Consider the following 12,859-nt stretch of genomic DNA (forward strand, 5'->3'; position numbering starts at 1 on the left):
TTCAGTTGGAAATGTTAAGAAAAGTATTGTAGGTACTGCTCCTGTAATTAGTCAATGCAAGAAGGGATTGTGAGTCGTAAAACTTCACCGAATGACATTCAATTGAAATAACTTAGTTTGTTAAAGTAATAGAAGAGAGTGAATTTTGAGGTGTATCAAAAATAAAACAAATTGTTTAAGCTCATTGGCAGATGTGTCAGCAGATAAGGAAATTTTTGATCTACCTATTCATAAAGCATCTGCTCATTTAAATGAAACAAGGTTAGAAATGCTGGTTGTTAGAGTGGAAATAATTGAATTGCTAGAAGCAGCGCCATACGAGAAAAAGGCCATTTAACAAGCCAGCCAGTGGCGACACAGTTCAATCAATTCAAACTTGCCATAACGCAGAAAATCCCTAATTCGATTTCCGCTAAACCAGTGATTACTATAGAAGGAATAAAATCAAGTTAATGGGGGAGTTATATTGACTATAAATGTAGGGATTATTGGAACTGGTTACTTCAGCATATTCCATGCAAAGATTTTATCGGGTTTAGCAGGTGTCAAAATAACAGCTATATATGGGACAAGTATAGAAAAAGCGGAGTCAATGGCATTAAAGTTTACGCATGCGAGAGGGTATAACAATTTGGAAGGTATGCTGGACGCCATTCACTTGGATGCTGTCTATATTTGTGTCCCGCCAATGGCACATGGAGAGATAGAACTGGAATTAATTAAGCGAGGAATTCCGTTTTTTGTGGAGAAACCATTGAGTCAAGACAATGAAACACCTTTAACTATATTTACGGAGATCAAAAAAAAGTCTTTGCTTACATCAGTAGGCTATCATTATCGCTATAGTGATTCGATTTCGCATTTAAAAAGTATACTAAATGACCAGAATATCGGTATTGTCCTTGGGCAGTATATGGGGAGTATGCCAAAAGTGCCGTGGTGGCGAAATCAAGCTAGTTCCGGGGGACAATTTATCGAACAGACAACGCATATTGTCGATTTACTTCGCTATATTTGTGGGGAAGTCGAAGAAGTTTATGCGGTATTTGGTAGCCAGATTCTTTCTACGCAAGACGAATCTGTCACAGTTGCGGATGTAGGAACGGTAACCATGAAACTACGTAATGGGATTGTAGCTAATATATCGAATACTTGTATACTCCCAGAAAGCGTTGGGAAATCGGGAATCACCTTATTTACAAATCAAGGAATGGTAGATTGGTCACCCAAACGTTTAGAGATTAAGATGAAAGGGTCTACAGCAGACTATATCGACACGGTTAATCCTTATCAAACAGAAAATGAAGTATTTATCAATGCAGTACGCACAGGTGACCCATCTAGAATATTGTCAGACTACGGAGATGCTTATAAGACGCATAAAGTAACCACGGCTGCGTTAGAATCGGCAATAAAAGGATCACCTGTGAAATTGAGCAATGCATTTTGAGTTAAAAAATAGATGATTGCTATGTATCGATAAAAAACAACAAAGAAACTCCTCTATAATTAGATAGACAATCGAAGAGGGGGATTTTGATAGATAAAGGAACTATAAGTTTTTCGATATGGAACAGTGTCTATGTCCATCTGTCGGCTTCTTCGAGTTGCCTAAGAATTGATGGCAATGGACAAGATTGCCCTTTCCATCAATTCCTCCAACGCTTTCGCAATAAGGAGCGATTGAACGGCATCCCTCCTTATTGCGAAAGGATGTCGTGAACTAAGGCTACGTTCAAATATAACGGTGCCTTACGACTTACTTAATTTAAAGTTGACGTTGCAGAATAGCTTCAATTGCTAATCCAACACCATCATGTTCATTTGTTGTTGTGATTTCAGTGCAAGCAGCTTTAATTGCCGCTGGAGCATTACCCATAGCTACAGCGCGTCCTGCACGTACCATCATTGATAAATCATTATAGCTATCACCAATTACCATAACATTTTCCATTGAAATCCCTTTACTCTTGGCGTATGTTTCAACTGCTATTCCTTTTTGCGCATTGATATTTGTAATCTCGAGATTTCCCGCTCCAGATGAACTGATAGCAAGTCCAGGCAATAACTGAAGAGCTTCTCTAGCTTTATCCAAATTCAGTCTATTAAAGGACGTTCCAAATACTTTATAAATTTCACTTCCACGTTGGTTTATCAGCTCTTTGTAAGAATCAACTTGGCGGATATAACCTTGTTCTACTCTATCCATTACTTCTTGTCGAATTTTATCTACGACGGGGATCTGGTTAGCTGCCTCAGCAAGTTGAATGAAAGTATCGATTTGATCTTCAATACTATTAATATAAATGAGCGTATCAATATATAATTGATAATCGATTGTGTGAGTATCCAAAATAGATGTGATTTTTGTGATGTCATTTTCGACTATATGGGTTGCGGAAATCAATTCCCCAAACGCATCTCTAATTTCTGCGCCATTAAGACAAATGTATGAAAGATTCAATCCACTATCCCTAACAGGACCATAGGCTTCTGAGAAACCTCTTCCAGTAGCGATTACAACCTCAATTCCATTTGACTGCGCAGCTAAAATTGCTTGTTTGTTTCTAGTACTGATGCTGTGGTCAGGGCTTAATATTGTTCCATCCATATCAATTGCAATTAGGTGTATCATAATTGTCCCCTTTCTTATACATAGAGACTGATAATACCAATGAATGCGATAAATATCAACTTGCCTGTTCGACAGAGTTTTTCTTGTCCTAGCGAAATAATTATTATCAAAATTAAGAAGCTTCCAATGGAATGATTGAAAATGCCCGACAATGAATTCATGAATTAGTATGGAATCTATAGTGAATCTAAATAAGCCAACTTAACGGGTAGTTTTGAGATAACCATTGATGAATTTTTTTGCAAATTATGTTCGTCTGCAGAAAATGGAAAACGTGCAAAGAATCACAGGGGAAGCTCGTCAATCGATATGGAATTTGTCTAATGGCAGCAGACACTAGTTCTATATTTGATTTATAGAAAAGAGATTACATTGCTCAGTATTTGGGCGAAAAGTAGGGCGGTTTAGCTCGAATTCATGCGGCCAAAGGCAATTGGAAAAACCTCGAAGAAAAATTGAACTTTTCACACTCAAACAATGCTGTCTGTCTATTCTACTAAAGAGATAAGTGATAGTATTAATGCTAATGAGCGATTCGTGTAATGATAATAATGGTTAGCCTTTCGAGCATAAATTGAGAAGCTAATAAATATCAACTAGTTAAAGCGTTTTCCTGTCATGAAAAAACGATTTGATTGGTATTATAGATTAATGTGTTAGAAGTAAAATAGGGATGTTATTTATCTATAAATCTATAATAATAGGAGGCTTTAATATGCGGCAAGGCACATTCCAATGGATGAAATCAGTAAACAAGTCCATTATATTAAATAAAATAAGGACGGACGCACCCATCTCTAGAGCGCAAATTGCTAAAGAGACTAAATTAACGCCGCCTACGGTTAGTAGTAATGTGAAAAAGTTGATTGAGCAAGGGCTTGTAAAAGAAAGTAAGCTTGGTGAGTCTCAAGGTGGCCGTAAGCCAACGATGCTCTTAATCAATAACCAAGAATTTTATGTAGTAGGAGTAGACGCGGGACCGGAAATGATAGAGTGTATCCTCACCGATTTGTCGGGAAAAATTTTGAATCGGACTTTAAGTAAGTTGACTACACCACTAACAAACAACCAATTTCTCATTATTTTAAAAGACTGTATTCACAATTGTATAAAAGACATACCCTCAACTAGTAAAAAAATTATTGGTATAGGTATAGCTATGCATGGAGTTGTGGACGTAGAAACTGGTACATCATTGTTTGCTCCTATTTTAAGTCTGACAAATGTTCCGATTAAAGAAGAATTGGAAAAAGAATTTGAACTAGAAGTTAAAGTAGAAAATGATGCACGCGCAATGGCGTTAGGCGAATCTTGGTTTGGAGATCACGGTGAATTAACGAGTATGTTAGTTGTGAATATTGGACGGGGTGTCGGCGCGGGCCTAATCATTGATGGGAATTTATACCACGGGGCACAAGATATTGCAGGTGAAGTGGGACATATGACTATCGATTTGAACGGAGAAATTTGTGAATGTGGTAATCGCGGTTGTTTGCAAACGTTCACAACGGGTCCCGCGATTGCTAGGCGAGCAATGAAGAGCATATCCCAAGAACTTATCACTGCAGAGGAAGTCTATGAATTAGCTATTAGGGGTAATGAAGAGTTTGTGACGTTATTAAAAGAAACTGGAAGAGTTATTGGGATAGGTTTAACAAATTTAATACATATCATTAATCCGCAAAAAATTGTACTTGGTGGTGGGGTAACAAAAGCAAAAGAATTTATTTTACCAGTCATACTAAAAACGATTGAAGAATGTGCATTGACACCACGGGCAAAGCAGACTGAAGTAACCATAACTAAACTCGGGGATGATGCAACACTTATAGGTGCTGTGTCTTTACTGTTAGTTGACGTATTTGATCCGAATTGAATTTTTAACTAAACTAGGATAAAACGCATGGCTGTTAACTAGTGATTTTAATGAGAATAGGACAAGCCCAACATTTGATACGTTGTAAATCCGATGAGTATCTTGTACTCATATAATAATGTGTGAAGAAGTGTGTGCGAGTCCCTTATGTCCTTTGTGGCGTATGGGATTTTTTGGTGAGAGAATTCGTATACTGATTTTTTTGTATTCTGTATAGACGGAATAATGAATGTATGTTATTGTTAAAAAAACATTAAGTAAACATTTTACTGATTGTTTTTACTTGAGTTTTATCTGGATGTGGAGGTTTAATTAATAAGTAGCTAAAAAGATTGTGTGGTGAGTGCTGATGGTGATGAACGTTCGAATTGAACACTATTAAAAATACATATATTTTCAGCTGTGGCAAGTGATACGGTAGTTACGGAAAAGATATGGGAAAATTCATTAAACGTATTGTTGGTCCTGAAAATCATTTCTCTATATTACCCTGTTCTAGTGCATTACGAGATTATAAAAAGGTGTTTTCAATTGTAAGAATAATTTTAAAACATTAATATACCAATTTTACAAACAGTTTAGAGGAGGTAACCAATATGAAGAAGAATAATTTTATGTGGCTTATTAGCTTGATACTTGTACTTAGTGTGTTTTTAGCGGCGTGCGGTGACAAAAAAGAAAGCGCTGACACTGCTGCTGGAGCTGGAAAAAGGACGACAGAAGAATCAGGTAAAGATGTGCCACAAGTTCTAAATTTGATTGAAGTAGCAGAAATTGCATCTGTTGACTCAGCAATTGCTGAAGACGCAGTAAGTACCAAGGTACTAAACAACGTAATAGAAGGACTTTATCGTGTGAATAAAGAAGGTTTACTAGCACCAGCTATGGCTGAGGCTGAACCTGAAATCAGTGAAGATGGAATGACGTATACGTTTAAAATCCGTGACGCACAATGGTCTAATGGAACACCTGTAACTGCGCATGACTTCGTATATGCTTGGCAACGCGCTATTGATCCTGATATGGCTTCACCTTACGGACCGTATTTGATGGCAGGCATGGTTAAAAATGCAACTGAAATTGGTGAAGGGAAAGCGAAAGTTACAGACCTTGGAATTAAGGCTGTGGACGATAAAACACTTGTCGTTGAACTTGAACGCCCGGTTGCCTACTTCCTATCTCTTACTTCTTTCGCAACATTTTTACCGCTTAACGAAGAATTCGTAACTGCCCAGGGCGATAAATATGCGACTAACTCTGATGCGATGATTTATAACGGTCCATTCTCATTGTCAGAGTGGGATGGTACTGGTAACTGGAAATACGCCAAAAACGACACATATTGGGAAGCTGATAGTGTAAAGCTTGATGAAATCATTGTTGATGTCATTAAAGAAACGTCAACAGCTGTAAAATTATATGAAAGCGGCGAGAAAGATCGTGTGAAACTGAGTGCTGAGTATGCAATGCAATATGCTGATGATCCCAATCTTATTAGTGAGGTTGAAACGGCTGTATACTTCTTCAAAATGAACCAACTGCGTGATGGTAAACCAACGCCACTTGCGAATGCTGACATTCGTAAAGCAATTGCAAGAGCGTTCAATAAAGAGGAGCTTGCAGATGCAGTCTTGGCGAATGGAGCTAAAGCCGCTAACTTCCTAGTTGCAAATGACTTTGTGCTCGATGAAAACGGTAAAGACTTCCGTGAATACAGTGAAGACTTCACTGTTTACGATGTTAAAGAAGCACAAGCATTTTGGAAAAAAGGGCTAAAAGCACTTGGAACAGACAAACTAACAATTGAACTTCTTGGCGGAGACACAGAAGATTCTAAGAAACAACAAGAATGGTTCAAATCGGAACTTGAAAGAAACCTACCAGGTTTGAAAATCAAACTGAAAGAAGTTCCTTCAGCAGTGCGTCTGGAACTTGATGACAATAGTGATTATGACATCGAGGCATCAGCATGGGGTCCTGACTTCCAGGATCCAATCTCATTTATGGAGTTGTTTGTAACAGGAAGCCCACATAACAAAATGGGTTACTCAAATCCAGCTTATGACGAACTTATTGAATCTACAAAAACAACTTATGCAAATGATCCAATCAAACGTTTTGAAGTGTTTGCGGAAGCTGAAAAAATCCTCCTGGAAGATGATGCAGCTATCGCGCCGACGTATCAACGCGGAGGAATGTTTCTTAGGAACCCAGCTGTAAAAGGGATTGCCATCAATCCATTCGGTAGCGATTTTAGCTATAAATGGATGTATATCGAAGCGGCTGGAAAGTAAAGAGTGTAAGTTGGAAGCTTAGAAGTTTTCTGGCAGAAAAGAAAGTATAGGGCTTGTGTGGGGAAGACAATCAGCTGAAAGGGCGGAAAAGTCTTCCCTATTCAACCCTGTGTAATTGTAATTGAAGAAGTGTCTTAGTGCTAGATGACCGTTAGAGTGTAGCTCATTACGGGAGATGAGAATTTATTACTGATATTCTGCATAGACGTAATAATAAGTGTGTGGTAATATTGAAAAAAACGTTAGTAATAGTTTTACTAAACTAGTTTACCGGGATTCTAAAAAGTAGATATATAAGTAGAATCTATGAGTACGTGTATAGACTGAACAAAGGCATACATAAAGCGCCAAAGCGGATTGGAAGGAATTCTTTATTTCAAGAGATTGTGTGGTGAATAATGTGACATATGCGCTGGGTGTTGATATTGGTGGTACAAAAATTGCGACCGTGATAATTGATCAAAATGGTGAAATTTATAAACGTTCAGAAGTATCGAGTGATCCGTCAGATAAAGAAAAGATGTTTGAACAGGTGATTAAAAGTATTGAAATGGTACTAGATGATTCAAAAATAAGTATTAGTGACATCAAGGGTATGGGTGTTGGTGTACCTGGAAAAGTAGATCGTGAGAATGGGATAGCGGTTTTTCAAAACAATTTACCTTGGAGGGACTTTCCAATTGTAAGTCGATTACAAGATTACTTTTCGTTTAAAAATATTGTAATCGATAACGATGTATATATGGCTGCTTTTGCAGAATGGAAAGTATCAAACACGAATAAGCAGGATACATTTGTATATTTAACAATTAGTACAGGAATCTCCTGTGCAATTATTCATCAAGGCTCGTTTATGCGTGGGAATGGTTTTGCAGGTGAAATTGGTTTATTTCCAGTATTGGCAGGAGCATCATTAAATGGAATTGAAAACTTGGAAAAGTCAGCCTCAGGTCCTGCAATAAAAAAACTTGCGGAACAGCGATTTAACAATCCTGATCTTACAACAAGCGAATTTTTCTCGAAGTATGAAGATAATGATGAAGTTGCAAAAACGTTACTGAATGAAGTGGTCGGATCTTTAGCGCATGGTATTTATTCAATTATATGTTTGTTAGATCCACACAGGATTGTCCTTGGTGGAGGAGTTGTTAATAAAAACCCATTTTTGTTAGAGTTGATAAAAGAGTCTTTGAAACAATATTTAATCCCTGAACAGCAACATAGCCTAGAACGCTTACATATAAGTAGATTAAAAGGTGATTCAGGAATTGTTGGTGCCGCTTTAAAGGGGATTGAATAGGTAAAGGGAGGAAAGAAGATTTGAAACACTATAAAGATGAGAAAACTTCAAAAAAAACAAAAGCGGTATTAATTGGTGCCGGCGATAGGGGAGCAAAAGCATACGCTCCTTATGCCAATGACTATCCACATGAATTAGAGTTTGTAGCAGTCGCGGAGTTAAATCCTGAGAGAAGAGAAGCATTTGCACAACAATACTCACTTTCGGAAGACCGGTGTTATGCCTCATGGGAAGAGATGCTAGAAGATGATATCGATGCGGATGTTGCTTTCATATGTACATTGGACAGGGAGCATTATGAACCAACAGTAAAAGCGATCAAAAAAGGGTACCATGTTTTACTAGAAAAACCGATGTCACCTGATCCCAAGGAATGTATTTCCATGGTGGAAATTGCAAAGGAACATGATAAACTGCTAACGATTTGCCATGTTCTTAGGTATACACCATTTTGGCAAAACATCAAAAGTGTTATTGAAGAAGGAAAAATAGGGGACATTGTTTCCATTCAATTGAATGAAAACGTTGAAGTTATGCATATGTCACACAGTTTTGTTCGAGGGAATTGGAATAATAGTGATGTATCAAGCCCGATGATCTTGCAAAAATCATGTCATGATATGGATATCTTAATGTATTTGATGGACCAGAAATGTAAGCATGTCAGTTCGTTTGGGTCATTGATGCATTTTAAAGAATCAAATGCACCTGAAAATGGACCGTTGCGCTGTTTGGATGGATGCCCAATTGAAAACGATTGTGTTTTCCATGCTGGGAAATACTACTTAGGTGAAGGAAAAGGGTGGGCGAAAAAGTTCACTACTGATCATTCACGAGAAGGTATTATTCATGCGTTAAATACAACGCCTTATGGGAAATGTGTCTATCGTTCTGATAATAATGTTGTTGATCATCAAGTAGTCAATCTGGAATTTGAAAACGGGGCTACAGCTACATTTAGTATGTGTGGATTCACAAGAGAGCAAACGCGTATTGTGCAAATCATGGGTACAAAAGGTGAAATTAGAGGGAAAATGGATGAAAACTCAATCTCTGTTTTCGATTTTCTAACAAATAATGAAACAGTTACGAAGTTGAATGAACCCAAGAGTGGCCATGGAGGCGGTGATGAAGCAATCGTCAGGGACTTCTTACATGAAGCAAGAAACTACGGTGGAAATGAAAGTAGATCATCTGCCGCTGTATCACTTGAAAGTCACCTTTTGGCATTTGGTGCTGAAGCTTCAAGGCGACAAAATGGTAAAGTCATTCATATCGCTAATTTTGCTAATGAGGTCCTTTAATTTGAACTCTGGTATATACGTTAAACAAATGAATACCTATATTAGTTGACCTTAGCGTGGAAGGCATCCCCTAGCGTCGAAGTGGATTCAATTGGAATTTTTATTTCAACATCTATAGTAATGGCAATGCCGGGAAATATCTACCTATATTATGGAACAAGGCCCATAAAAGTCTCGCTAATAGACACACATAAACTAGGCTAAATCATAGGACAGTTGCTAATCTGTTCTATGACTATAAATACTGTATGATGTATATATTGTAGGTAATCTACTAAATACGGTAATTATAGAAATGGAAAAGGTGATTGAGAGTGGCAACGATTAAAGATATAGCAGAAAAAGCGGGTGTCTCTTCTGCAACAGTTTCTCGGGTGCTTAATTATGATGCAAGCTTATCGGTAGCAGATGAAACGAAGAAGAAGATATTTGAAGTAGCAGAAGAATTATCATACCGAAAAACTTCGTCAAAGAGGTATGTCGATCAAAAGGTCGCTGTTGTGCATTGGTATACGGAAAAAGAAGAATTAAATGACCTTTATTATTTATCAATAAGGCTTGGAATCGAAAAACGATGTAAAGAAATTGGTATGAAGCCAGAAGTATATTTTTTCAATAATATTAAAGATATAAAGGCTGCTGAAATAGAGGGTATTATTGCTGTTGGTAAATTTAGCGAACAACAAGTTAAGGAATTAACAACTATTAATCCAATGGTTGTCTTTGTCGATTACAGTCCTAATGAAGATAAATATGATTCAATTGTCATTGATTTTGAAAAAGCTACAAAGAAAATAATCGATTTTTTCCTTTCCACTGATCATCGTAAAATAGGATTTATTGGCGGGAGAGAATTACTGAAAGGCCAGACCGAACCTATAGAAGATTTAAGGGAAAAGACGTATAAATCCTATATGTGGGAAAATGGACTGTTTGATGAACGATTTGTCTATGTGGGCTCATTTTCAGTTGAAGATGGCTACAACTTAATGAAACAAGCTATAGAAGACTTAGGAGAAGACTTACCGACTGCCTTTTTTATGAGTAGTGATGTTATGGCCATTGGTAGTTTAAGAGCACTTCATGAGGCTAATATAACAATCCCAGACCGGGTCAGTATTATTGGGATAAATGACATGACAGTTTCGAAATATATGTATCCATCATTAAGTACGATTAGAGTATATACGGAAGTTATGGGTGAAACAGCTGTAGATACATTATTAGAACGACTAGAAGGCAGAAAAATAGCGAAGAAAATACTTGTTTCGACCAAACTTATTATTCGCGATAGTGTGAAAAAGTAAGGGAAGTATTCATTGAAGAAGTGGAGGATGTTAAAAATGTTTAATCTAACTTCAGACCAAATTAAGAAAAGCAATGCGGTACATACGTCAAGGGAAATACATCAACAGCCAGTTGTATGGAAGGAACTGGTTACAGATTTATTAGAGCAGCAAGAAACATTTAAAGGATTTCTTACATCCATTTACAAAAAACATGATACTGTTCGAGTTATTTTAACTGGTGCCGGTACATCTGCATTTGTTGGCGACACTTTAGTTCCAGAATTAGCACGACAAAATCAACAAAACGTCCAATTTGAATCAATCCCAACAACTGATATTGTCTCCAATCCAACAGAATACTTATTTAAAGAGATACCAACAATCTTGGTGTCATTTGCACGGTCCGGTAATAGCCCGGAAAGTGTTGCGACTGTTACATTAGGGCAAGAGATTGTTACTGACTTTTATCAAGTTGTTATTACATGTAATAAGGATGGACAATTAGCGAAAAATATTCAAGGCGATGACAAAAGTATTACGCTGTTAATGCCTGAAAAAGCAAATGATCAATCATTAGCAATGACAAGTAGTTTCACGAGTATGACCATTGCTGCTTATGTGTTGTTTACTGAGGATGTCTTTACGAAAGACGTAGCAACACAAGTTATTACTAGTGCGGAACAGTTAATTGAAAGACTAGGGAACACTGTTGATGAAGTATTGGGATTTGATTTTGAACGAATTGCATATTTAGGTTCAGGTTTACTTGCTCAACTGTCACATGAAGCAGCTTTAAAAATGCTTGAACTCTCCGGTGGACAAGTTGTTGCAATCCACGAATCATCACTCGGATTTCGTCATGGTCCGAAATCAATTTTGAATGACAAATCAGCAGTCGTTTTATTCATGTCACAAGATCCCTATACAAGAAAATACGATCTGGATATTTTACAGGAATTAGCGGCAGCAAAATCTGGCATGAAAATTGTAGCACTTACTGAAACGAAGGATGAAGAAGTTGAAAAACTAGCTGACTGGGTTATTTCAGTAAATACTGGCACAGAATCACTTTCAAGCGACTTCCATCTTGCATTATTGTATATCATTTTCGCCCAAGCTCTAGCATTGAAAAAATCAATTCAATTAGGAATCACACCAGACAATCCGAGTCCGGATGGAGCGATTAGCCGTGTCGTTAAAGGTGTTACTATTTACGACTATAAAAAATAAGTTATCCAGTTATCAAATCGATTCAATTCATTAATGGAATAACTAGGGGGAAAAGTGATGGGATACGTACAAAACACGAAAGAAATGCTCATTAAAGCTAGAAAAGAAGGGTATGCTGTTCCTGCTTTTAATATTCATAATCTAGAAACAATCCAAGTGGTCATTGAGGCAGCAGTTGAATTAAGATCGCCCGTCATCCTAGCGGCGACTCCTGGAACGATGGCTTATGGTGGTCGTGAATATATTCAAGCAATTGCTGAAGTAGCAGCAAAGAGCAATGATATACCAATTGCATTGCACTTAGATCATCATGAAACAGTTGAATCGATTGTAGAATCGCTTGAGTTAGGTGTAAAAGCGGTCATGGTGGATGGATCACATGGTACTTTTGAAGAAAATATTGCTCTCTCTAAAAAAGTAGTAGATGAAGCTCACAAATATGGTGCGACTGTCGAAGCTGAACTAGGGAAATTAGTTGGGCAAGAAGATGATATTATTGTTGAAGCAGCAGATGCAGCGTATACAGATCCAGATACTGTACAAGAATTTATTGAGAGAACAGGTATTGACTCACTCGCTGTTGCGATTGGCACAGGTCACGGTCTTTATGAGACTAAACCGAATCTTGACTTTGATCGTCTAGAAAAGATAAAAAACTTAGTAGAAATTCCAATTGTGCTTCATGGTGCTTCGGGAATTTCACAAGAGGATGTTCGAACATGTATTTCACTTGGTTGTGCAAAAGTAAATATTTCGACGGAGCTAAAGATCCCGTTCTCTGAAGCATTGCGCACGTATTTAATAGAAAATCCAAATGAAACAGATACAAGAAAGTATATGAAACCAGCTAAAGACGCTATGAGGAACGCAGTTAAAGAGAAAATAATCATGTGCATGAGTGATGGAAAAGCATGACGATGTGGAGTGAGAG

General features: G+C 37.4%; 10 protein-coding genes. 9 read left to right on the forward strand and 1 reads right to left on the reverse strand.

The features are described 5' to 3' along the window. The first annotated feature begins 145 nt into the window (after window positions 1–145). Both ACGLYD_RS06935 and ACGLYD_RS06940 read left to right on the forward strand, forming a co-directional pair. Entirely contained in the window at window positions 146–337 is a 192-nt protein-coding gene (locus ACGLYD_RS06935) for a hypothetical protein (RefSeq protein WP_187047605.1), read from the forward strand. Between the two features lie 129 nt (window positions 338–466). Beyond that, window positions 467–1,450 (forward strand): Gfo/Idh/MocA family protein, encoded by a 984-nt coding sequence (locus ACGLYD_RS06940; RefSeq protein ID WP_399632097.1) that lies wholly within the window; start codon window positions 467–469, stop codon window positions 1,448–1,450. Window positions 1,451–1,768: 318 nt separating this feature from the next. Here the strand turns inward: ACGLYD_RS06940 and ACGLYD_RS06945 are convergent, their stop codons facing one another. Then, on the reverse strand, window positions 1,769–2,635 hold the full coding sequence (locus tag ACGLYD_RS06945) for a Cof-type HAD-IIB family hydrolase (protein ID WP_399632100.1): 867 nt from the start codon (window positions 2,633–2,635) through the stop codon (window positions 1,769–1,771). A 715-nt stretch (window positions 2,636–3,350) separates the two neighbouring features. On the opposite strand from ACGLYD_RS06945, the gene ACGLYD_RS06950 reads away from it, so the two are divergent. The 7 genes from ACGLYD_RS06950 to gatY all read left to right on the forward strand — a co-directional run bounded on the left by ACGLYD_RS06950 (window position 3,351) and on the right by gatY (window position 12,843). Next, window positions 3,351–4,511, forward strand: a complete 1,161-nt coding sequence (locus tag ACGLYD_RS06950) for an ROK family transcriptional regulator (RefSeq protein ID WP_399632102.1) — start codon at window positions 3,351–3,353, stop codon at window positions 4,509–4,511. A gap of 596 nt (window positions 4,512–5,107) precedes the next feature. Further along, window positions 5,108–6,805, forward strand: a complete 1,698-nt coding sequence (locus tag ACGLYD_RS06955) for a peptide ABC transporter substrate-binding protein (RefSeq protein WP_399632104.1) — start codon at window positions 5,108–5,110, stop codon at window positions 6,803–6,805. Between the two features lie 400 nt (window positions 6,806–7,205). Beyond that, the gene (locus tag ACGLYD_RS06960; protein WP_399633135.1) at window positions 7,206–8,105 is read left to right on the forward strand and encodes an ROK family protein; all 900 of its coding nucleotides are present in this window, start codon (window positions 7,206–7,208) and stop codon (window positions 8,103–8,105) included. A gap of 20 nt (window positions 8,106–8,125) precedes the next feature. After that, window positions 8,126–9,409, forward strand: coding sequence for a Gfo/Idh/MocA family protein (locus ACGLYD_RS06965; protein WP_399632106.1), 1,284 nt, complete (start codon window positions 8,126–8,128; stop codon window positions 9,407–9,409). A 314-nt stretch (window positions 9,410–9,723) separates the two neighbouring features. Continuing rightward, a complete protein-coding gene (locus ACGLYD_RS06970) occupies window positions 9,724–10,716 on the forward strand; it encodes a LacI family DNA-binding transcriptional regulator (protein WP_187047613.1) in 993 nt (330 codons plus the stop codon). Window positions 10,717–10,752: 36 nt separating this feature from the next. Further along, window positions 10,753–11,928, forward strand: a complete 1,176-nt coding sequence (locus tag ACGLYD_RS06975) for an SIS domain-containing protein (protein WP_354312920.1) — start codon at window positions 10,753–10,755, stop codon at window positions 11,926–11,928. A 57-nt stretch (window positions 11,929–11,985) separates the two neighbouring features. Beyond that, complete coding sequence (gene gatY, locus ACGLYD_RS06980; RefSeq protein ID WP_187047615.1) at window positions 11,986–12,843, forward strand: tagatose-bisphosphate aldolase subunit GatY; 858 nt, start codon at window positions 11,986–11,988, stop codon at window positions 12,841–12,843. The last annotated feature ends 16 nt before the right edge of the window (window positions 12,844–12,859 follow it).

The sequence above is a fragment of the Sporosarcina sp. SG10008 genome (assembly GCF_044569405.1).
GTDB classification, from domain to species: domain Bacteria; phylum Bacillota; class Bacilli; order Bacillales_A; family Planococcaceae; genus Sporosarcina; species Sporosarcina psychrophila.

Excerpts from the sequence above, each read along its gene's own strand:
- ACGLYD_RS06955 (WP_399632104.1), top strand. The coding sequence starts at position 5,108 with ATGAAGAAGAATAATTTTATGTGGCTTATTAGCTTGATACTTGTACTT.
- gatY (WP_187047615.1), top strand. The coding sequence starts at position 11,986 with ATGGGATACGTACAAAACACGAAAGAAATGCTCATTAAAGCTAGAAAA.
- ACGLYD_RS06945 (WP_399632100.1), bottom strand. The coding sequence starts at position 2,635 with ATGATACACCTAATTGCAATTGATATGGATGGAACAATATTAAGCCCT.
- ACGLYD_RS06950 (WP_399632102.1), top strand. The coding sequence starts at position 3,351 with ATGCGGCAAGGCACATTCCAATGGATGAAATCAGTAAACAAGTCCATT.
- ACGLYD_RS06975 (WP_354312920.1), top strand. The coding sequence starts at position 10,753 with ATGTTTAATCTAACTTCAGACCAAATTAAGAAAAGCAATGCGGTACAT.